Source organism: Rhodococcus sp. BP-261 (genome assembly GCF_019835205.1).
GTDB classification, from domain to species: Bacteria; Actinomycetota; Actinomycetes; order Mycobacteriales; family Mycobacteriaceae; genus Rhodococcoides; species Rhodococcoides kyotonensis_B.
Genome location: NZ_JABUCO010000028.1, coordinates 37,697 through 58,207 on the forward strand (window position 1 = coordinate 37,697; position 20,511 = coordinate 58,207).

The 20,511-nt window shown below is 62.6% G+C and carries 23 protein-coding genes; 10 read left to right on the forward strand and 13 right to left on the reverse strand.

What is annotated here, in order from left to right; all coding sequences use genetic code 11:
* Window positions 1–8 precede the first annotated feature (8 nt).
* From HQ354_RS22185 to HQ354_RS22200, 4 genes are read right to left on the reverse strand one after another with little or no spacing between them, the layout of a single operon-like run.
* A complete protein-coding gene (locus tag HQ354_RS22185) occupies window positions 9–1,229 on the reverse strand; it encodes a M20 family metallo-hydrolase (RefSeq protein WP_308115271.1) in 1,221 nt (406 codons plus the stop codon).
* A complete protein-coding gene (locus HQ354_RS22190; RefSeq protein ID WP_222635600.1) occupies window positions 1,229–2,785 on the reverse strand; it encodes a sodium:solute symporter in 1,557 nt (518 codons plus the stop codon). The genes HQ354_RS22185 and HQ354_RS22190 overlap by 1 nt, the downstream gene beginning before the upstream one ends.
* A 1-nt stretch (window position 2,786) precedes the next feature.
* Window positions 2,787–3,065 carry a hypothetical protein gene (locus HQ354_RS22195; RefSeq protein WP_222635601.1) on the reverse strand — a complete coding sequence of 93 codons (279 nt, stop codon included), beginning with the start codon at window positions 3,063–3,065 and terminating at the stop codon, window positions 2,787–2,789.
* A gap of 5 nt (window positions 3,066–3,070) precedes the next feature.
* Window positions 3,071–4,039: an inositol monophosphatase family protein gene (locus HQ354_RS22200; protein WP_222635602.1), complete on the reverse strand. Its 969-nt coding sequence runs from the start codon at window positions 4,037–4,039 to the stop codon at window positions 3,071–3,073.
* Window positions 4,040–4,073: 34 nt separating this feature from the next.
* Between HQ354_RS22200 and HQ354_RS22205 the strand changes: the two genes are divergently transcribed.
* On the forward strand, window positions 4,074–4,847 hold the full coding sequence (locus tag HQ354_RS22205) for a GntR family transcriptional regulator (RefSeq protein WP_222635603.1): 774 nt from the start codon (window positions 4,074–4,076) through the stop codon (window positions 4,845–4,847).
* A gap of 69 nt (window positions 4,848–4,916) precedes the next feature.
* Here the strand turns inward: HQ354_RS22205 and HQ354_RS22210 are convergent, their stop codons facing one another.
* The 3 genes from HQ354_RS22210 to HQ354_RS25955 all read right to left on the reverse strand — a co-directional run bounded on the left by HQ354_RS22210 (window position 4,917) and on the right by HQ354_RS25955 (window position 9,130).
* Window positions 4,917–6,860, reverse strand: a complete 1,944-nt coding sequence (locus HQ354_RS22210; protein WP_222635604.1) for a primary-amine oxidase — start codon at window positions 6,858–6,860, stop codon at window positions 4,917–4,919.
* Window positions 6,857–7,225 (reverse strand): hypothetical protein, encoded by a 369-nt coding sequence (locus HQ354_RS22215; RefSeq protein ID WP_068430437.1) that lies wholly within the window; start codon window positions 7,223–7,225, stop codon window positions 6,857–6,859. The genes HQ354_RS22210 and HQ354_RS22215 overlap by 4 nt, the downstream gene beginning before the upstream one ends.
* A gap of 264 nt (window positions 7,226–7,489) precedes the next feature.
* Complete coding sequence (locus tag HQ354_RS25955) at window positions 7,490–9,130, reverse strand: plasmid pRiA4b ORF-3 family protein (protein WP_068430439.1); 1,641 nt, start codon at window positions 9,128–9,130, stop codon at window positions 7,490–7,492.
* Window positions 9,131–9,279: 149 nt separating this feature from the next.
* Here HQ354_RS25955 and HQ354_RS22225 point away from each other — a divergent pair, with 149 nt between their 5' ends.
* Window positions 9,280–9,447 carry a DUF4352 domain-containing protein gene (locus tag HQ354_RS22225; RefSeq protein WP_084423947.1) on the forward strand — a complete coding sequence of 56 codons (168 nt, stop codon included), beginning with the start codon at window positions 9,280–9,282 and terminating at the stop codon, window positions 9,445–9,447.
* A gap of 68 nt (window positions 9,448–9,515) precedes the next feature.
* On the opposite strand, the gene HQ354_RS22230 is transcribed toward HQ354_RS22225, so the two are convergent.
* The gene (locus HQ354_RS22230; protein WP_084423949.1) at window positions 9,516–9,809 is read right to left on the reverse strand and encodes a type II toxin-antitoxin system Phd/YefM family antitoxin; all 294 of its coding nucleotides are present in this window, start codon (window positions 9,807–9,809) and stop codon (window positions 9,516–9,518) included.
* Between the two features lie 238 nt (window positions 9,810–10,047).
* Between HQ354_RS22230 and HQ354_RS22235 the strand changes: the two genes are divergently transcribed.
* The gene (locus HQ354_RS22235; protein ID WP_068430442.1) at window positions 10,048–11,793 is read left to right on the forward strand and encodes a TerD family protein; all 1,746 of its coding nucleotides are present in this window, start codon (window positions 10,048–10,050) and stop codon (window positions 11,791–11,793) included.
* A 192-nt stretch (window positions 11,794–11,985) separates the two neighbouring features.
* Here the strand turns inward: HQ354_RS22235 and HQ354_RS22240 are convergent, their stop codons facing one another.
* A complete protein-coding gene (locus tag HQ354_RS22240) occupies window positions 11,986–12,888 on the reverse strand; it encodes an alpha/beta fold hydrolase (RefSeq protein WP_222635605.1) in 903 nt (300 codons plus the stop codon).
* A gap of 83 nt (window positions 12,889–12,971) precedes the next feature.
* Between HQ354_RS22240 and HQ354_RS22245 the strand changes: the two genes are divergently transcribed.
* Both HQ354_RS22245 and HQ354_RS25960 read left to right on the forward strand, forming a co-directional pair.
* On the forward strand, window positions 12,972–13,673 hold the full coding sequence (locus tag HQ354_RS22245) for a TetR/AcrR family transcriptional regulator (protein WP_167675421.1): 702 nt from the start codon (window positions 12,972–12,974) through the stop codon (window positions 13,671–13,673).
* Between the two features lie 677 nt (window positions 13,674–14,350).
* Entirely contained in the window at window positions 14,351–15,088 is a 738-nt protein-coding gene (locus HQ354_RS25960) for a Fic family protein (protein WP_308115318.1), read from the forward strand.
* A 28-nt stretch (window positions 15,089–15,116) separates the two neighbouring features.
* Here HQ354_RS25960 and HQ354_RS22255 read toward each other — a convergent pair whose 3' ends face one another.
* The gene (locus tag HQ354_RS22255; RefSeq protein WP_222635607.1) at window positions 15,117–16,079 is read right to left on the reverse strand and encodes an ERCC4 domain-containing protein; all 963 of its coding nucleotides are present in this window, start codon (window positions 16,077–16,079) and stop codon (window positions 15,117–15,119) included.
* A gap of 115 nt (window positions 16,080–16,194) precedes the next feature.
* On the opposite strand from HQ354_RS22255, the gene HQ354_RS22260 reads away from it, so the two are divergent.
* Window positions 16,195–16,722, forward strand: coding sequence for a DUF3558 domain-containing protein (locus HQ354_RS22260; protein WP_222635608.1), 528 nt, complete (start codon window positions 16,195–16,197; stop codon window positions 16,720–16,722).
* A gap of 10 nt (window positions 16,723–16,732) precedes the next feature.
* The gene (locus HQ354_RS22265; protein ID WP_222635609.1) at window positions 16,733–17,113 is read left to right on the forward strand and encodes a hypothetical protein; all 381 of its coding nucleotides are present in this window, start codon (window positions 16,733–16,735) and stop codon (window positions 17,111–17,113) included.
* 19 nt (window positions 17,114–17,132) lie between these two features.
* On the opposite strand, the gene HQ354_RS22270 is transcribed toward HQ354_RS22265, so the two are convergent.
* Window positions 17,133–18,026 carry an SDR family oxidoreductase gene (locus tag HQ354_RS22270; protein ID WP_222635610.1) on the reverse strand — a complete coding sequence of 298 codons (894 nt, stop codon included), beginning with the start codon at window positions 18,024–18,026 and terminating at the stop codon, window positions 17,133–17,135.
* A gap of 118 nt (window positions 18,027–18,144) precedes the next feature.
* On the opposite strand from HQ354_RS22270, the gene HQ354_RS22275 reads away from it, so the two are divergent.
* From HQ354_RS22275 to HQ354_RS22280, 3 genes are read left to right on the forward strand one after another with little or no spacing between them, the layout of a single operon-like run.
* Window positions 18,145–18,714, forward strand: coding sequence for a TetR/AcrR family transcriptional regulator (locus HQ354_RS22275; RefSeq protein WP_261769010.1), 570 nt, complete (start codon window positions 18,145–18,147; stop codon window positions 18,712–18,714).
* A gap of 32 nt (window positions 18,715–18,746) precedes the next feature.
* Entirely contained in the window at window positions 18,747–19,040 is a 294-nt protein-coding gene (locus HQ354_RS25965) for a hypothetical protein (RefSeq protein ID WP_308115270.1), read from the forward strand.
* Entirely contained in the window at window positions 18,938–19,300 is a 363-nt protein-coding gene (locus HQ354_RS22280) for a dihydrofolate reductase family protein (RefSeq protein ID WP_308115269.1), read from the forward strand. Before HQ354_RS25965 ends, HQ354_RS22280 begins: the two co-directional genes overlap by 103 nt.
* 38 nt (window positions 19,301–19,338) lie before the next feature.
* Here HQ354_RS22280 and HQ354_RS22285 read toward each other — a convergent pair whose 3' ends face one another.
* Both HQ354_RS22285 and HQ354_RS22290 read right to left on the reverse strand, forming a co-directional pair.
* Entirely contained in the window at window positions 19,339–19,914 is a 576-nt protein-coding gene (locus HQ354_RS22285; RefSeq protein WP_222635612.1) for a zeta toxin family protein, read from the reverse strand.
* Window positions 19,911–20,276: a ParD-like family protein gene (locus tag HQ354_RS22290; protein WP_240930897.1), complete on the reverse strand. Its 366-nt coding sequence runs from the start codon at window positions 20,274–20,276 to the stop codon at window positions 19,911–19,913. Before HQ354_RS22290 ends, HQ354_RS22285 begins: the two co-directional genes overlap by 4 nt.
* Window positions 20,277–20,511 lie beyond the last annotated feature (235 nt).

Genomic DNA, 20,511 nt, shown 5'->3' on the forward strand with positions numbered 1-20,511 from the left:
AGATCCTTCTAACTGGTTGCGATGTCGCCTCGGACCAAGCGAGCAACGGTTTCGGTGAGCATCCGCACGCCGTCGACCATGTCGCCGTCGTGCGTCAGCTCTTTCTCGCTGTGGGAGATGCCGTCGACGCTGGGGACGAACAGCATGACCGTCGGCACGATGTCCTTCATGTTCACGGAGTCGTGGCCTGCCATCGTCAGCATCCGGCGGTACGACAGGCCAAGGTCGGTGGCGGCCTTCTCAGCGAGTTCGACGCCCTCGCTCTGGTAACTGGTTGACGGCCGCAGCGACGAGGTGTCGATGCTGATCCGCACTTCCTTCTCCTGTGCGATGGCGTCGAGCAGCATCGCGTGGGCCTGCTCCAGAACATCGGGATCCGACGAGCGGATGTCGATCGCCATCGTGACCTTCGACGGAACGACGATGGGGGAGTTGGGCTCCACGTCGAACTGGCCGACGGATGCGAGGAGAAGTCCGTCGGGGAATTGGTTCGTGAGTTCCCTGGCGGCGACGACGAGCTTGCTGGCACCTACCAGCGCGTCGTGGCGTAGCGCCATATGCGTTGCGCCGGTGTGTGATTGCTCGCCGTGTACGGTGATCGAGTACTTGCGCGCCGCCCAATTGGCCGTCACGATCCCGATCGTCGTGTCTTCCTCTTCGAGAATGGGGCCCTGTTCGATGTGGATCTCGGCGTAGGAGGCGGCCTGGGGTGCGGTGCCGTCGCCGTGGAAGCCGATGTCGGACAATGCGTCTCGAACGCTGATACCGGCCCGGTCGGTGACGTTCAAGATATTCTCGGCGTCGAACTTGCCGATGAAGACCCCACTTCCCATGAGGGAAGGGGAGAAGCGGGAGCCCTCTTCGTTGAACCAATTGACGGCGGCGACGTTGAACTGCGGAGTCAAAGAACCCTGTTCGACGCGGTCCGCGATCTCGCGTGCTGCATAGGCGGCCGCGAGGACACCGTAGGCGCCGTCGTACTTTCCGGCCGTCGGCTGGCTGTCGAGATGCGAGCCCACGAGCACGTACGGGGCGCCGGGAACGAACTCGATCGTCCCGTACATGTTGCCGACGGAATCGACGACGGTGGTGAGGCCGTGCCGGTCGAACCAGTCGGCGAGGAACCGCCTGGTTCGACCGTCGTCCGCAGTCGCTGCCTCCCGGTCGACGCCACCAGCTGCGGTGGCGCCGAACGAGGACATGACGTCGAAATCTTGCAGAAAAGGCACTAGATCTTCTCCGGGTTGGCGGCGAGTTCTTCGATCTGGGCTTCCATGGACAGATCCGCAGGGGCGGTACGGGTGGGACGCTTGCCGACCTCGAACATCGCGTCGACGCGTGCCTTCTCCTCCGCAGTCGTGCCGGTGGCCTTGGAGACGATGAGGAAGACAGCGAGATTGACGGCCATGCCGACGACGCCGCCGGTGAGGCTGCCGAGGCCGGGGATGTCGTCGGGGTAGATCGCGGTGAGGACGAGAGCGGTGACGAAGCCGCTGATCATGCCGGCGACAGCGCCCTTGCCGTTGCCGCCGCGCCAGAAGACGCCGAGGAAGAGAGGAACGGCAAGCTGGACGACGCCCTGGTACGAGATCTGCGCGAGGAGCTGCAGCCGCGTCATGTTGAACGTGGCGTAGGCGACGATGGCGGCCAGAGCCATGAACGCGAGCATGCTTCCCTTGGCGACCTTGGTGAGCTGGCTGTCGGTCAGGGGACGCTTCTCGGAGTTGACGAGGTCGTTGGCGATCTGCAGGCCGCACACCTGGACGCTGCCGTCGATGTGGCCCATGGACGCTGCGAAGACCATGCAGGCGCCGAGGCCGAGAAGCCATGTGCCGCCGTAGCTTTCCATGATGGTGAACCAACCGGTCTGTGGCGACTCGGCGACGCCGACCATGACAGAGCCGGCGATGCCGACGAGCATGAGCAGCGAGTAGAAGACTCCGGAGATCAGGACGGTGCGGATGGTGCCGGACTTGACGGCGCGGACGCTGGCGGCGGTGTAGATGCGCTGGAAGCTCGTCGGCCAGCAGAGCGATCCGACGACGCCGGTGAAGATGAGCGCGAACAGGTAGAACGGGCCGTAGGCATCGCCGTCACCGGGGACGCGCAGGTACTCGTCGGCGACATCGCCCAAGGTAGTGAAGCTGATCGGGCCGCCGGCGACACCGGACAGCAGGATCAGGCAGAGCGCCGCGGAGAAGACGTACGCGACGAGGCCCTGGAACATGTCGGTCATGATCAGGCCGCGCATGCCCATCTTGACGGTCCAGTACTGGCGGATGACGATGACTGCGAGTCCGACGAACAGGCACGTCGTGACGGACCAGGCGCCGGCCGTCGCGACCTGGAAGACCTCGCCGAGTGCCTGCATGCCGAGGACGACCCACGGGAACAGCGAGACGATACCGATGACGCTGGCGACGATCTTGGTGCCGCGCGAGTTGAAGCGCAGGCCGAGCAGGTCGGGCTGCGAGCGGAGGTTGTATTTCGCGCCCCAACGCCATGCGCGGGTGGCCATGAAGTACATCATCGCGACGCCGAGGCTGGAGTAGGCGAGACCGTAGAGGCCGAACACGCCTGCGCCGCTGGCCAATCCGAAGAAGGCGATGAACACCGAACCGGGCCACCACGAGTTGACGTAGCTCATCGCGACGTACCAGGGGCCGTAGCTGCGGCCGCCGACGGAGTATTCGTCGAACGATGGGCTCGTCTTCTGTTGCGTGGTGTAAAGGATGAAGATGACGATGGCGTAGAAGACCGCCAGCATTCCCAGCATGATCAACATGTCATTCTCCAGAAAGGGGTGCGGTAGCGGGGAGGAGGTCCTCGTCGAGTTCGCCGCGGATGTCCTCGACGATGTAGAGGCCCCAGAGGGTGAATCCGAGGACGAGCCCGTTGATCAGCCAGTACATGATGGAGAACGGAATGCCGAAGATCTCGAAACGAATTCCGCTGCCCCACATGTAGAGCGGCGGGAACAGAGCGAAGAGCAGAGCGAGTGCGTAGATGCCGCCGAAGAACGTGGTGATCGTCCTCCGGTCGAGGCCGCGAATGTACTCTTTCATGTGCGTCATCCTTGGTTGACTATTTTGAGAACCGAGTCGTGGACTGCTCCGTTGGAGGCAATGCCGTTGCCTCCGTCGAACTCTCGCGCTCCGTCGAGCGAGGTGAATTTGCCGCCGGCTTCTTCGATGATGACCGGCATGGGGGCGAGATCGTAGGCCTGCGTGGTGTAGTCGACGATCGCTTCGGCCTGGCCGCTCGCGACCATCATGTAGCCGTAGGCATCGCCCCAGGTGCGGACGACGGCTCCGGCGGACTGGAGATCGATCAGCGCGTCGGGATGCCAGTCCTCGAGCCACGTCGCCATGACGTAGGCGCCGTCGAGTTCTGTTTTGTCCGAAACTTGCACTCGTGTGCCGTTTTTCCAGCATCCCTTGCCGCGTTCGGCGTGCATCAGGACGTCGGCGCTGGGCAGGTTGATAACGCCGGCGACGACGGTGCCGTCCTCTTCCAGCGCGATCAGGTTGGCGTACAGGGGAACTCCGTGGACGAAGGACTTGGTGCCGTCGATCGGGTCGACGATCCAGCGGTAGCCCGATGTTCCTTCTGTTTCGCCGAACTCTTCGCCGAGGAAGCTGTCGTCGGGGTAGTGCTTGGTGACTTCGGCGCGGATGTGCTGTTCGATCTCCCGATCCGCTTGCGTAACAGGGGAACCGTCCTGTTTTGCCTCGACCGTCAACGCCGCCGTATCGAACCAGCGGCGTGCGATCTCACCGGCCGAGCGGGCGAGCTCGACGCCGAGTGCGGCGCGCGCCGACCGTGAATCTTCCACAGTGGTGCCTCCCTTGTGCGGCTTCGCCGCCCGTGCGTGAATAGTTGTAGTGGGCTCGTACTTTCCGAACACGGGTAACGATCCGCGTAGACCATTTCTGGTTTTACTCATCGCGTGTGAACTGCGTGTAACACGAGTCCGGGATGAGATGACGTAGACCGCCGGCAGTGTTAATCGTGTGTAAATCTGCTGGTAGATGGTCATTTCGGGGTGTGGAGGCGGGTTAGATTGTCCTGACGTGATCGAAGGAGGTGGGCCGGTGCTGTTGAGGGAACACACCCATGCCGCTTTGCTGCGTCTTGTCGACGAGCTCGAGCAGCGATCGGTTGCCCGACTGCCGCCCGAGCGGGAGTTGGCAGAGCGTTTGGGTACCTCGCGTACGACGGTCCGCAAGGCGCTCGACCAGCTCGAACGCGACGGCGTGATTCGCCGACAGAAGGGGCGCGCAGGCGGTGCCTATCTGACGTCCGTCGCGCCGGGGTCACCGTCGCCGGAAAGCGCATGGTCGGTGTGCGAAAGCCGTCGGTTGCTCCGAAGCCTGAACACGGTCAAGGGTGTCCCACAGATGTTGCACGAGCAGGGTTTTCGCGACGGCACCAAGGTGATCTCGGCGCGGATGACGACGCCGTCGGCCGACGCAGCTCGCGTCCTCGGCGACGGGCCCGTTGTGTCGTTGCTGCGCTTACGATTTGCCGATGGAGACACGCTGTCGCTGGAGCAGATGTACCTCAGCGGAAGCATCTGTGGGCCGGTGTTGGAGACACCATTGAACTCGGTGTACGAGACGCTGCGCAGCAACCTCGGAATCTCGGTCTGCATGGCCGACGAGTCGATCGAGTTGGCCATGGTCACGCAGCCGGTCGGGTCGCTGCTGGGTCAGCCGGCGGGAACGCCGATCTTGAAGCTGGAGCGCATTGGATACGACCAGCAGGAGCGGCCCGTCGAATACTCGGTGGACCTGTTCCGGGCGGATCGGACGCGGTTGAAGGTGCGCAGCGCTACGCGCCTGTGAGGGGCTTCGCCCATGTGTGCGGAAATACATAGCCCGCTATGTATTTCCGCGCACATGCGACGGAGTCGCCTAACAGCAATGCCCGCGGGTCTTCGGGGTTTCCGGGGCCAAGTCGAGCATCGGGTTACCGTCGAAGAATCCCGTCGGCTTCAGGTGCAGACTGACGTGACTGACCGGCATGACGGGCCAATCCTCGGGACGCACGATGTGATGCGCGGCAATAGTCGGCCAGATGACGAGGTCGGCGTCTTCCAGTGAGCGGTTCTGCTCGGTGTACTTCTCGAGACCGTCGTGGCCCGGGTTCTGCGCCACGTATTCACCGGCGGCGTAGCGCTCACGCTCGGCGTAGGGCGTCGCCCACATGTGTTTCGTCGCGAACCCGCCGCGACGAGCCTGCTGCGAACCAGGCTGCGCGAGTGGCAATGCGACGGCGCCCGACGGTTCGATCTTGTACCCGATATGCCCACCGAGCTTGTTCTTCCTGTCGGCGTTGGCAATCAGCCATGTCCGCGCCTTCAACGGGTCGGCGACGCGTTGCGCCTCGGACTCGGTGGTCAACTGCCGCTTGGTCTGTCGCCACGCATTGCCGTGCGGGTTCTCCGGTCCGACGGGTACCGCCTCGGCCTCCAGCTCGTACAGATTGTTCCGCTCCCCATCGACCATCATGTCCAGACGCACACTGAAGAAGTGCTGGTGATGCGGCCCGTACAGACCGGGGGCGACGAGTGTGCCGAACTCGGGAATCTGACCGGGCTCGATGGCACCGGTGGAGATGATGCCCGTCAGTTTGATCTCGAACTCGATCGACCCGTCGAGGTAGAGGTGCCAGTAGAACCCGTAGTCGTAGTTGCCGACCGTCGCGAAGAACGAGACGACCAGGCGGCGATTGCGTCGCACCTGTCCGAGATTGTCCCGGAAGTCGGTGTGCTTCCACCCGATGCTGTAGTCCTCTTCGTGCATGCAGATCGCGTTCGGTAGCTCGATGGGCTGCCCGTCCTGATCGTTGACATACGCGTCGAAATAGTGGATCTCGCCGAGGCAATCGCAGCCCAGCTGAAGCGAATTCGCGAGTACGCCGAGTCCGTACTCACCCTCGTCGAAGACGTTCTTGTTCCACTGGCTGTCACCGGGATCGCCGTAGGGCACATACATCTCGGACAGCGACGCGCGGTGGATCACCGGACGCACGGTGCCGCGATCGACGTAGTTGACGTCGTGCAGCACGAGACCCTCGCGAGGTGTGAAGCCCACGCGCAGGCGCCAATTCGCCCATTCGACGTAGTGGCCGTCGACCGTGAACGACGGTCCGTCAGGCTGCGTGATGTCGATGGTCTTCATCGGCGCCCGCTGCTCGGCGTAGTGCGGTACGTTGCCGGGACGTTCGTAGAATCCGGGCAGGTAGTTGCCAGGAGTCTGGGGGATAGGCACGACACCGGTGTCGGCTACCTCGACGACTTCCATCGCGTCCATATCGACTGTGACGACGAGGTTTTCGACGGGTCGCGCGTAGCCGTTCTCCTGCGCCTCGCTCCGGACGAACGTCAGGGGACGCGCGAGGCGTCGGCCACCAGGGTTGTCGTCGTCCATCGTGTGCCCGCTGGCCCATTTGTCGACCATCGCGAGGCTGAAGTCGGTGACGCCTCGCTTGATCATCGCCTCCTGCCAGCGCGGGTCGGCCTTGATGACGTCCTCGCAGTGCAAGAACTCTTCGAGCGTGATGGGCGGTTGCGCGTCGGCGATCTCGGTGTAGCTGACGACGCTGTCGGTGGTGAGGGAGACGATGGCTTCGAACGTGGCGTGGGCAGCGCGGTCACGGAGAACGATGAAGGCACGTCGGTCCGTATGTGATCGACGAAGCTGCTCTTTCGACGGCTCGTTCAGCTCGATATACACGAAACGCGCGGATGGCGTGAGGTTCTGCTCGCGGACCACGATGGCCGACGCCTGCGAAATCTCCTGCGGACTCAGCGGCTCGAGCGGGTGGACGGTGGCGGGCGCGAACGTGTCGGTCATCGAAGCTCCTGCAATCTGTTGGGACGAAACTCGGCGGGGACTCGGCGGGTGCGGACGAAGACGACGAACGCCGCCAGCGCGAGCTCGGCTGCAGCGATGGCCGACGCGGCCGTCATGCTCGGTTGGCTCGCGGCGTGGCCGGTGTGGTGATGGCCGGATGGGAACGACGAATGTGCCAGCAGCATCCCGGCGCTCGACGCCGCCACCATCACCCAGGTGCGGTTACCCGGTGACCTCCACAGGTCGACGGCGCAGAACAGGCACAGGACGGCCATGGCGACGATGGCGATCCCTGCGTCGTTCATCGTGAGGTGGAGGTACGCCGACAACACCGCAAGGGCAGCGGCGATGCGATTGATCCACACTGTCGGTCACCTCCCCGTCCGTCCTTCGTGCTTCCGACGGTAGGGGTAGACCATTTCTGGTTTTCGTCCCTTGTGTGAGGGGGGTGTTACGTAGTAGAGGTCGATCGGTGCAATAGCGGATCCGCGTAACTCTCGTGAATGGCGATGCGGTTGGAACCGGGCCGGCTGAGGACTTCCTCGATCTCTGGCAGTGTGGTCCTTGTGAGCGGAAATGTATAGCCCGCTACACATTTCCGCTCACAAGGCGCGGTCTGCGTCGGTGCGTCAGCGGATATCGAACAGGCCTGCCACCGAGTCGGCTGCCAGTTCGAGATCGAATTCCGTCGGATCGATCGTGGCGTTCTTGCGCAGGCCGAGCCACTGGCGCGACTCTTCGTGGTGTTCATGGCCCGGGTCCGCGGCCGCGGTGAGGTGGGTGTACCAACCCCACGGCCCACCCGAGTCTTCGAAGGGCGTCAAGTTCGCGCCGTCGATGCACCGCGCTCCGACGAACTCCGGGTCGGGCGGAGCGATCTCGTCGAGCTTGATCGCGTGCTCCCAACCGTCACCGAAATCGTATTCGTACGTCAGAGTGTCACCGGGTGTGCGGAGGAGAGCTCCGATGGGGACATCGTGCTCAATGCGCGCGTCACAGCCCAACTCGTCCACCCATTCGGTGGGACCGAAGATCGTCTGACCGTGATCCTCGGGGCCCGAAAGGAACTGATGAAGATGGGTGTCCTCCCAGCCGAACGCGCGCTGAAGAACGACATGCACCTCTCCGAGCGTAAGTTCGGGATCGAGTTCCAACCTACGCCAGACCGGCGGCAACGTCTCCAGCAGTCGGACGGTCACAACCAGTCGCTCGATGTCCTCCAACGGAATCGAGCCGAAAAGATCGACGGATCTCAGTGCCTCCAACACAGCTGGACGAACCCCTATTGGTACGTCGTAGACGCCATCGAGCTTAAGCCAGCCGTCGACCTCGAATTGTTGAAGCCTTCCGCGGATGATTGAATGTGCTGCAGCCTCATGAGAATTCGTGAATTGCAACTGTGATACTTCGCTCGGTGGCGTGTCTGTCATCGACCTCAAAACGATCTGAGCGGCAACGATGTTCGCGGCATGGAACGGGCCCATGGCGTCGTCGACCTCGAAGTAGCTACGAACGATGTACGTGACGGCAGCGCGGACGGCGGGCAGTGACGTCGTCTGGCTGGTGGGGACTGCGCGGGTCGACGTCAACTTGATGAGGCCGGCGCTGACCGCCGCGTCCCACAGCGTGGCCAGAGCGTGAACGTGACGCACGGTCCGGGCCGTACGTTCTCCCTCGGAGAGTTCGACGCCGACAGCGTGCGCGAACTCCTCGATCAGCGCGGGGCGAGGCACGCCCGTGCTCGTAACCGGCTTGCCGTCGCCGACCCAGGCGAGGAGGAGCCGCAGTTGTCGGACAGGTCTCAGTGCAGACAAGGCCTCGAGCTCGTGCTCGGGTGACGGTGGAGTGAGTTCGATGTCGTCGGGTGTGAGTACTTGTGGCACAACGCTGTCCAGATAGCTGGCTAGGTCCGCGACGCAATGTGCGTGGTTTTCGGCGCTGCCGGTCCAGCGACCGGTCTTCGCCAGGAACGCTAGGTAATCCAAGGCCATCGACACCATCGAGGAAGCGATGTCGGAGTCACTGGTTATGTCGTCGATGGACGCCAGAAATATGTGTGCGTCCTGAGGGAGCCACGCGGTCGGCACGAAGTCGGTATTCGTCTCGCCGATCACGGACAGAAGTGACTCGATGATCGAATTGATTCTCGCCGGGTCCTCGTCGTACCCCGTGTTTGCGAGCCACTTGTCGAATCCGTCGAGTGGGCTGACCGCGACATCGAAGAGCGGGATGACGTCGGCACCTGTTCGGCGGTTCTTGTCGGCGGTCACTCCGACAGCATAGTGACGTGCGGCGGTGCTGCAATCCGCCCTGCTCGTCGACCATCGACTGTCATTCAAATGAAGTAACTTCCCGACGTAATGAAACATTCCGACCGCGAGGTCTTATATCCCTGCGGAATTACACCCCGACAGGAATCATGGCGGCGATCAACTTCGAGTCCGAAACTGCTATCGGCGGAGACATCAACCCTGGCCTGTCGCAGAACGTCACCATCGTGTTCGACATCCCGGTCGACGCGGTACCGACGACGCTGGAGGTTCACGACTCCATGTTCTCCGGCGGCGCCGAAATCGCACTGTCGTAACAGCTCTCACGTGGGATGCCCGAAAGGTCGAGGGTGCTCGGGCATCTCACGTGGATCGTTTCGAACGGTTACACTGGGTCCCCTCCATCACGCCGTTCGAAGGGGAACGTCTCGAACTCGCCGCGATCCGCCTGCTCGAGGCTTTCGATCAACCACTTGGCGTTGGCCGGAGTCGAGAAGAGGTACATCGTCTCCATCGTCGAGCGGTATTCGGCCGCCGACATCAACACGACGTCGCCTGCTTTCGATGCGATTACAACAGGGTCCTCGTCCTTCAGGATTCGGGCCGATAGCTCGTCGAATCGAGCGAACGCCTCGACAGGATCTATCGGATCCGGGTAATGGTCGCGCCAGTCCTTCATGGCTTCATCTCACTTCCGCCCACCCACTGCAGGAGAGCCGCTCATCGTCGCATAGTCGTCGCGCGGAAGCGAGGCATTATCGGTGACCGAGGAAAGAAACTCGCCCGATCATTCGAACGAACGAATCATGAGCTTTGACATGCGCTTTCGTGATGACTCGATCGCGTTCTGTCCTGACATTCCGCGGATGTGATGCATAGTGGCCATCTGTAGTCCGAGAAGCAGGAAGTGAACCCTCGTGGGCAAAGCAGTAGCGACCGACAACGACAAGTGGATTGTCGTCGACGTCGAGACCTCAGGTCTCAAAGCCGGACGTGATCGGGTGCTCAGTGTCGCTGCGCTGACGGTCGACGAGCACGGCCGCGTCGGGCAAGAGCTTTCGACGTTGGTGAATCCCGGCTGCGATCCGGGACCGGTTCACATTCACAAGCTGACGCCCGAGCGATTGGCTGGCGCACCGAGTTTCGAAGACATCGCGCCGCGGCTGATGGAATTGCTCGACGGCCGGACAATGGTGGCACACAATGCCAGCTTCGATCATGGATTCCTGAAGCTCGAAGCGATGCGCGCAGGTCTGAATCTGCCAACGAAGCAACGGCTGTGCACGGTCGCGCTCTCCAGGCGACTTCAACTCGACCTTCCCAATCACAAACTTGCGACGTTGGCCGCGCACTGGAAAGTGCTGCAGTCCAACGCGCACGATGCGTACGACGACGCCCGCGTACTCGCCCAGATCTTCACCCACAGCTCGCGTCTGGCCAGGTCTCTCGATCTGCCTCTCCCCGTGGTGAAGTGTACCGAGCGTCTGACGCTGTATCCCGACTCGATTCCTCGTACGAACTGCGAATGGGAGAACCCGGGCCCTGTCGGCGCCGACGGCGTTCTGGTGCAAGGCATGCGGGTGGTGATCAGCGGTGACACCAGGATCCCTCGACTGCAGCTCGCTGCGCAACTGACAGCTGCGGGGCTCGACGTCATGAACTCCGTGAGTCGGTACACGAGCGTCGTCGTGTGTTCGGATCCGACGTCGGATAGCAGGAAAGTCGAACGCGCACGCGCACATGGTTTGCCGGTGATTTCCGAGGAGCGCGTCGTAGAGCTTCTTCGGTCGGTCACGCCCGGCACGCGAAAAGGTGAGCGATCGGCGCCGTCGGTTATGGTCGCACCGAGCAAGCCGACGACCGCGTCGAAGCCGTGGCAGAGCAAGCGTGTGCTGGTCGTGGGTGGATCACATGCGGAGTCGGTGCTGATGCGGTCACGTCTGATTCAGCTCGGAGCAACACCCGCAGTCAACCTAAGCGCAGGAGTGACAGACGTGTTGGTACTCGCAGGCGGCGACGGCGATCCGCGGATGCCGCGCGTCGTCGAACGCGGTCTGCCCTTGCTCACACAGGTGCTGGTCGACGGAGCGCTGGACCTCGATGAGCCGTCGCCCCCATCGTCCCCGCGTCCGACGATCGCGCCGCTTGTCCCACGCGGAGGTGTCGTCGACATCGCTCCTGATGTGTCGTCCCTGACTGTCAACAGCTCGTGGCATGCGTCGGACTCGTCACCAATCGGGGTAGACGTTGTCGCCTTCTTACTGAATGGTGACGAGCTGGTGTCGAGCGACGAGGATTTCGTCTTCTACAACGCTCCGGCCACGTCGGAGGGCTCGGTCGCCCTCACGATCGACGGTGACAGCGAGCAAGGGGTTCGCATCGACTTGTCGGTCGTACCATCGGAATGCGAGCGAATCGTCGTGGCCGCGGCGATCGAAGGCGAACGCACTTTCGGTGACGTGGGAGCGGTGTCTGTTTCTCTCGAAGGGCCTGAAACTGCGCTCGCAACAGCGGTTCTCGACGCAGCCACGACCGAGAGAACATTGTTGCTGGCTGAAATTTATCGGCGCAACGGAGCCTGGCGATTCCGTGCCGTCGGGCAGGGGTACGACGATGGTCTGGCGGAACTCGCCGTCCGATATGGCGTGGAGGTCGACGATTGATGCTTGAAATCGCACTGTCGTAACAACTCTTACGTGGGATGCATGAGGTCTGTGCGGAATTCGGCGCTAGCGGCGATGTCCCGGCCGACACGGCTCGCAACGAGGGCAGCGAACAACGAGGTCGGAGCGGGCAGTGCCCGCACGAACGCGCACGCTGAGTGCGGCGTCGAGGAGATCGCTCTCGGTGATCGCTTACTTCTCGTCTGCGAGCTCCCGGATTGCGCTAGCGACGGCTGCCCATGCATGGTCGGGAAGGTCATGCCCGACGTCGGGCAGGATCAGGGTGCGTGAACCGGAAATTTTCGACGAGATCGCTTGCGCAGCTTTTGTTTTGATGAGCGGGTCGTCTTCGCCGTGTATCACCATGGTCGGCCGCTGAATTTCGCTGATGGCGGGACCGCTCCACTGAGCGCCGATCTGTCGACTCTGTGCCTCCTGATTGTGAACCCCCGGGTCGGGATTGCTTTCCAGCGCGGCTCGCGCCGAAGCTTCGTCGAATCGGCGGCGGGGTGATGCCAGAAGTCGTGCGACTGCAAGTCCCGCTTCGATCGAACCTTCTCGGGTGTCTGGGAACTTCAGGCGCGCGAACTTCGACAGTGTTCCCAGGCGGATGTACCGGAACGTGCGGAAGCCGGTGATGTCGCCCGGAACGGACGCGATCGTGGTCAGGGAACGCACTCGGTCGGGGTGGCGGAGGGCGACGCGCTGTGCGAGGGCGCCACCTAGTGAAATTCCGAGTATGTGGGCGGTGTCCCAGCCGAGTTCGTCGAGCACCGCGATGGCGTCGTCCGCCATGTCTTCGGCGGAGTATGCCTCGCCGCGTTTGGTCAGCAGTGCCGTGATGGGATTTCGTGTCGCTGTCGGCGGCAGATGCGTCGACTCGCCGCCGTCGCGCTGGTCGTAGCGCGCGACGGCAAAGCCGTGTTCGGCCAGTTGCCCACAGAATCCGTCCGGTACTGCGTGACGGTTGACGCCCAGTCCGGTTGCGATCAGTAGTGGCTCGCCGCCGAGGTGCGGCTTGAACTGATCGAAGGCGAGCCGCACCGATCCGTTGTTCGCCCATCTCCTTGGTCCCCATGCGTTGTCGTGTGTCATTTCGAGCCTCCCATTAACAGAGTTCACTGAACTCAGTTTTACCATAGGTGCGACGGAAGAGGATCGAGAGGCGGGTTACCCGAGTGGCTGAGTCCGGGAGGGAGCGACCCCTCACCACAGTGTGGGAGCGCTCGTACGGCACACGCGGACCGGCGCCGGCGCACAGCCGCGACGACGTCGCTGCCGCTGCGATCGAGCTGGCGAGTGAGAGTGGTTTGTCGGCCGTCTCCACTCGTCGGATTGCGCAGAAGCTCGGTGTGAGTCAGTCAGCGTTGTATCGCTATGTGGCGGGGCTCGACGACGTGTTCGACCTGATGGTGGATGCCGCTGTCGCCGAGATCGATCTCGATGTTCCCCTGCACGGCGATGCCGTCGGCGACCTCGTTGCGCTCGCGTCTCGCGCGAAAGCAGTGCACGTGGACAAACCGTGGTTGCTGGATGTCCCGATCGAAGCGCTGCGGATCGGGCCTCGTGGGATCGACTTTCTCGAGTATGGGGTTCGCGCACTCGAGGTCGTCGACCTGCCGGGTCCCGTAAAACTGCAGATCATTGCTGTGATGAATTCGCTTGTCCAACAGTTCGCTCGCGCCGAGGCCGGTGAGGGAGCGGCGCATCGGGGCCGCTTGTTGGCGCACGCGGCATATTTGCACAAGACGGCACTCGCGGGCAATCATCCGAATCTAGCTGCCGCTCTCGCTGATTCGCACAGCGACGGCACCGGTCCTGGTGAGATGTTCGAGCCCGTGATGCGTCGGATGCTCAGCGGTGTGCTGGGGCTGGACTGAAGTGGCGTCGCGGTCTTGCCACTCGGAACGACAAGCCCGGACCCGCCACTAGGGTGCGCCGACGCGGGGGTACGACGACGGTCTCGCGGATTTGGCTGCCGGTATGACGTGGAGATCGACGACTAAAGGCGTTCGGAGTCGGCATAAACGTAGCCTGATGTCCGTATATCAAGCTTTATAACCCTAAAGTTTGTTATGATTCGTTCATGGCGAACGATCCGGCGAAGGGTGTCCCCGCCGTGGAGTTCGAATCCCGGCCGTGGCACCCGTCGGCGCATGCATCCAGAACCCACCGTCGGCTACATGGCGGCGACTATCGAGCCGCAATCCCCGCCTCGATCGGTGATGCCGAAGTTCGGCTTTCCGTTGAACTTGCGGCGGAATCCGAAGATGCCCTGCGTGAGATCGTTCGGTTCGACGAGTACGCTTCGCGAAAGCTCGGCCCATCCACCGAATTGGCGCCGATGACGTCGGTCTTGCTTCGCTCCGAGAGTGCCGCTTCGTCGCAGATCGAGAACCTCACCGTGGGCGCAAGGTCGCTCGCGCTGGCGGAGCTCGGGTCTCCCAGCAGTCGTAACGCGTCGATCGTCAGCGGCAACGTGCGTGCGATGGAGGCCGCTCTGGCGGCGAGTGCAACTGTGTCTGCAGAGTCCGTGTTGGAAATGCATCGTGCTTTGATGGAACCCGCCGGTGATCCCGACGCGGGTCGTTGGCGAACGCAGCAGGTATGGATCGGTGGTTCCGATTTCGGTCCGCACCGCGCCGAATTCATACCGCCGCACCATGATCGGCTCGGGCAGGTGCTGGATGACTTCTTCGCATTCGCGTCGAGGACAGATCTCCCCGTATTGCCCCACATAGCTATCGCGCATGCACAGTTCGAGACGATTCACCCGTTCACCGACGGAAACGGAAGAATCGGTAGAGCGCTGGTCCACACGATGTTGCGTCGAGCCGAGGTTGTCGAACGTGTCACGGTCCCTTTGTCTGCGGGACTGCTGACAGACACCGCGTCCTACTTCTCCAGCCTCGGTGAATACCGGACGGGGAACATCGAGCCGATAATCAGCAGGCTGAATACTGCGACTTTCACCTCGGTACCGAACGGACGCATGCTTGTCGAGGACTTGGCCTTTGCACGAGATCAATTCATCGACAGGATTGTTGCACGTCGCGATTCCGTCGCATGGAAACTGATCGATGCGCTGGTCGCGCAGCCGGTTATCGACAATGACTTCGTGCGAAGAACTTTCGGCGTCAGCGACATGTCTGCGCAACGTGCGATCGATCGACTCGTCGACGCAGAGATTCTGCATCAGACGTCGAAAGGACGACGCAACCGCGTCTGGCAGGCGGACGAGATTCTGGTAGCGCTTGACCGATTCGCCGAACGGACCCGACGTTTTGCGACGTAGTAGCCGTCGAGCGTCGGCGTTGCTCGTGTCAGGGTGCCTTGTCGGCGGCGAACTTTTCGCGTAGTTCGCGGCTGATCGCTCCGCGGTCGGCGACTGCGTATCCGCGTTCGCGGGCCCAGGCGCGGATTACGGTGTTCGACGGCCCTGTCTTGGCTGGCTTTTTCGCCGGAAGCGTGGCTGCTGAGTTCATGGCGTCAGCGTCATCGGAGATCCACGTCATGGCGGCGGCAAGATAGCGAAAGGTCCACTCTTCAGCGAGCTTTCGTGTCTGTGCAAACACGATCGGCACCGTCGGGTAGCGAACCTGCAATTCTGCGAGACCGTCGGCGGCATCCTTGGCCGACACGAACTTCGACGCCAGCATCGTCGAATATTGATCCTCGACGACGACCGCGGCCCTCGGGAGCGACGCCAGATCGGCCATTGCGTAACGCAATCGACCCGACGTCATGCTCGACAGCAAGTCAGCCACCGACTTCCGTTCGACCGATGCGACGATCTTGCCGTCGGACACAACCGCGTAGTCACCGCACGGAAGTGCCTGCTTCGTGGTGCGTGCGCGCTGTTGGGTGAAGCTGTACGCGTAGCGTTCGTGTGCGTCGACGACGATCTCGAGCTCCGCGATGCCCGACGCCTTCGATCGCGACGGCGCCGTGTTCGGTCTCGATTGAGTTCGGGTTCGCGGCGACTGCCAGAACACCATGTCTCGACCACGAGCCTTCGTGAAGACGATCTGCGACCGATTCTCGCGGCTGCGGGTGGCGACGATGTCGATGGCAGCGCCGCGACGCTCGCACACCCGTAGCTCGATTCGCTCGACGATCTCGGGATCGGTGGGCCATTCCTCGTCGGCGACGGGATGGCAGTAGACGGCGCTGGTTCGGGGCCACACGTCGCGAGCCCGGAGAATCGGTACGCCAGCCAGGGGGATGCGGAGAAGGTAAGGCAGCGACGAACCCTCGTCGGGGTTCTTGGCGATCAACAGCTCCACGTGTGCGATCCTGCCACGGTTCGGCCTTGTCGCCGGTGAGTTCCTCGCGCTGTTGGAACCGTGTTGGTCTCTGATGCGTCTAACCTGTCGACCGTCGAGACCGAGGGAGGTTCGGGTGCGCAGGTGGGTGTTTGTGTTGTCTGCTGCTGCACTTCTGGTCGTCGCATGCGGTCGCGACGTCCAGCCTGAGGCCGCCGCCGAGCCGACGCGGTGGGATCCGTGCAGCATCACGCCTGAACAGATCGCTGCGACGGGGTTGGACCCGGCGTACAGAGACGAGGGCTGGGAAGACGGGATTGTCGTCGAGGACTGGTCGCTCTGTTCCTTCAAACCCGTCGGCGTCAACGTCGACTACTTCCTCAGCGTCAAGTCATCTTCAACTCACACCTTCGCGGACGTGCGGCAGGACTCGCTCGAATTTGAGTTGCTCGATATGGAGGTCGCTGACCGGGACGCGTTTCAGTACCGGCGAGAAATGGGCAGATCTGCTGTTGCCTGCAGTGTTGGCATGGACGTACCTCCTGGTATTGCTGTCTTTACGGTCAACTACCTGGACTATTTCGAAGGGGAACCCGACCCATGTGCAATAGTCCGCCAACACACGTTCGATTTGAAGACCGCGCTACCGCCCGTCGCAAAATAGGAGACGCTTGGTGACTAACTCTGATGAACAGGTGACGCACTGGCAGTCGCTCGCTCTCGCGGCCGACAACGGTCACCTGTATCTGAACGAGGAAGCTGCAAGAGCATGTAGTGCAGCATGCACGCATTACATCGCTAAGCTCACGAAGCACCAAGAGCAGGCGATGGTGTTGGCTGACGTCAAAGGCCTTGGCGAGTTCGAGTCCGGCAAAGCTCTGCGGGATAAGTTTTCCAAGAAAGCGTTTGGTGGCGACAACAACCTGGTTGACGTACTGCAGAGCCATATCGAGGTAGTGGAACGAATGCGAGTCGTCTTCAACAAATTTTTCGACGCAACCACCCGGCAGGACGAAATGAACGCCACGGCACTGAACCATCAAGGGCCGAGCTAGGTGGGGCCGTCAGCTGCCACTAGCGAAAATACGAACCCGACGAAAGATCCTCTGCCAGAGTCGGACCCGTCGGCTCCCAGTCGAGCAGCTTCCGCGTCTTGTCGCTAGTCGACGAAAGATCCATCCCGAAGAACGTGCCGATGAACCCGAAGTGCTCCATCGCGTTCTCCGGCGAAATCGATTGAACCGGCAGCCCCAGCCCGCGCCCGATGGCCTTGGCGATCTCCTTCGACGACACACTGCTCTCACCGACCGCATGCAGACGTGAACCAGACGGTGCCTTCTCGAGCCCCAACCGAATCATCCTGGCGGCGTCGGAGCGATGTACCGCGGCCCAACCGGTCGAACCGTCGCCGACATACCCGGAGACGCCCGTCCTGCGCGCTGCGGCGACGAGGACGGAGATGAAGCCGTAGTCGCCGTCGCCGTGAACGGTCGGCGAGAACCGCAGCGCAATTGGCTTCACGCCCCGGTCCGCATAGTCCAGTGCCAGGTTTTCGGTACCGCCGCGTGGAGAGTCCGGACCGACGGCAGGGGAGGCGTCGTCCTCGGTGCTCGGTCGGCCCTGCGCGAGGCCGGCGACACCCGATGCGACAAGGAACGGACGACCGGACCCGACCAACGCGTCGCCGAGTGTCTGAACAGCAGCGCGTTCGGCGCGATTCGACTCGGCCATGTTTGCCCAGTCGTATTTGTTCGCGAGGTGGATGACGGCGTCGGCCTCGGTAGCGCCCTTGCGCAGGCCGTCGAGGTCGTCGAGATCGCCGCGCAGTACGGCCGCACCCTTCTCGGCCAGCGCCTCTGCCGACGCGTCGCTGCGAGCGAGCCCGGTGACGTCATAGCCGTGCGCGAGCAGCTCGTCGACTGCGGCCGAACCGATCCAACCCGACGCTCCGGTGACGAAAACACGCATGAAGTTCTCCTGTCGAAAGCTCGTTGAAAGGCGAGCGGATGATGTCAGCGACTGACGTCGGTGACTGACATCAACGTACACGTTGGTGTCAGTCGCTGTCATCACTAGGATGCTTCCCATGGTCCGATGGGAACCGGGTGCGAAAGAACGCCTGCGCGCAGCCGCGCTCGATCTGTACGCCGAGCGCGGATTCGAACAGACGACGGCGACGGACATCGCGCAGGTCGCCGGCGTCACGGAACGGACGTTCTTTCGGCACTTCGCCGACAAACGCGAAGTGCTGTTCGACGGCCAGGAGCAGCTCCAGGCGGTCTTCGTCGAGGCGGTATCGAAGGCATCCGACGAGGCGGCCACCATCGAGGTCGTCGCGCAAGCAGTTGCGTCAGGAGGCTTGTTTTTCGACGACGACCAACGGCCGCATTCGCGTACACGACAAACCGTCATCGACGCGAATCCTGGCCTGCAGGAACGAGAGTTGCTCAAATTGGCGGCGCTAGCGCGCGCAGTGGCGTCGGCGCTCACCGACCGTGGTGTGTCGGAGCCGAAGGCTGTGTTGGCCGCGGAAATTGGCGTGGCGGTCTTCGGTGTCGCCTTTCGGCAGTGGATCGCCGCCGGCGAGCGTCGATCTCTCGGGGACATCGCAAAGGGCCTGTTCCGCGACTTGACGGACCTTACGTCCAAAGCCTGAACCGCGTCGGTGCTTTTCGGTACCTTCCCCGCATGCGACCATTGCGCTACTCCATCAACGTCACGCTCGACGGCTGTATCGACCACACGGCGGTGACACCGGATCCGGAGATGCATCAGCACTCGGCGGACATCATCGCCCGCGCCGACGCGCTCATCCTCGGTCGAGTGACCTACCAGATGATGGAAGAGGCGTGGCGTGAACCCGGGCCCGAGATGCCCGAGTGGACGCAGCCGTTCGCCACGGCAATCGGCGCGAAGAAGAAGTACGTCGTGTCGAACACGCGAACGTCGACTGGAATTCCGAGCTGGTGCGTGGAGACTTGAAAGCGACTGTGCAGCAACTGAAACAGAAGTCCGGTGAGGGTCTGTATGTCGGCGGCGTGACTCTACCGACGGCGCTGGCCGAGATGGGATTGATCGACGAGTACGAGTTCATCGTCCATCCCCGGATCGTCGGCCACGGGCGAACGTTGTTCGAAGGGATCAAGACGCCCCTGGATCTCGTGCCCGTCGGGCGTCAGGAATTCGCGTCGGGTGCGGTGTCGCTCAGGTACGAACCTAAACTTGGGGCTGGGGCGGAGTAGTCCTCCGGCCACTGCCACCGCTCGGCGTCCAACGCGGTCTACTTACGCAAGGCGGCGGGCGTCCACTCCGGCCAGTCGGCGTTGCCGATCAATCGACCGCGATCAAAACGTGCGACGGTCCGGAACGGCGCACGGGCGGTCGAATTGTCGTACACGACAGCGCGATCAACGACTGCGATTGCGGATCGCACCAGGGGCCACAGCCGGTCGTAACGCTCGCGAATCTTCGTCTCCGGAACCGCGTGGCCACCCACTCGCACGCGATCGGCCACACGAGCAACGGCAAGGTCGACTGGAATTGCGACGACATGCAAGGTCACCAGGTAACCGGCGTCGACCGCGGTTTCACTGAGACTTAGCTTGGACTCGTGCGAGAAGACGGTCTCCGTCACAAATGATTGCCGATCCGCGAGCAATTCAGCACGCCGCTCGGCGGCGATACTCGACGCGTCGTAGGCATGTGCGGCCTCAGCGCCAGGCCAGCGAGCGTGGGCGATCTCATCGGCGTTCACGAACGGTAGATGGGTTACCGGTAGCAGAACGCGAGCATAAAAGGTGCTCTTTCCCGCGCCGTTCGGACCCGCAAGCAGGTGTAGGACAGGATCGGCGCTCATGCGGGTTCGGCGCCGGGCTTCCTGTGCTGCACGTTGCCGTCTGCGTCGATTTCGACGTACGCACGTCCCTCGTCGGCGAACTCGCTCTCGAAGTTCAAAGATCCCGTCAACGCCTCGATGCGCTCGGTCCATTCAGCACGAGTGACCGCCTGCTCTCGGGCGGACAGGGAGTCGTACGCCTTCCTGCCAGCCAGGACGTCCGAGATATCGCGCGCCGACACATGGCGGGACGTTTCCATTTCCCGACCGACGAGAGCCCAATGAGCTACCTGCTGCGCGGCGCTGCGACTCGCGACTGCACCCGCCAACTTCGCCGCGGCATATAGGTCGTCGTCTATCCGCAAGGACGAGGTGGTGGCCATAATCATCTCCGATCGGGTGACAACGACCTCCACTGTAGCAATTTGCCACAGCCCTGGCCGACCGAAGTGGCCGCTACGCGACCCGTGCGCGGATAGTTGGACCCTGGCCCAACTTTCCGCGCAGTGATACTGGAATGGTTCGTCGATGCAGTGGTTTGACTCGTTTCCGCGCTGACGCCGATGGCTGTCTTTCCCGTGATGTGTCGGCTGCTGCATCGATGGACACCTGAAGCAC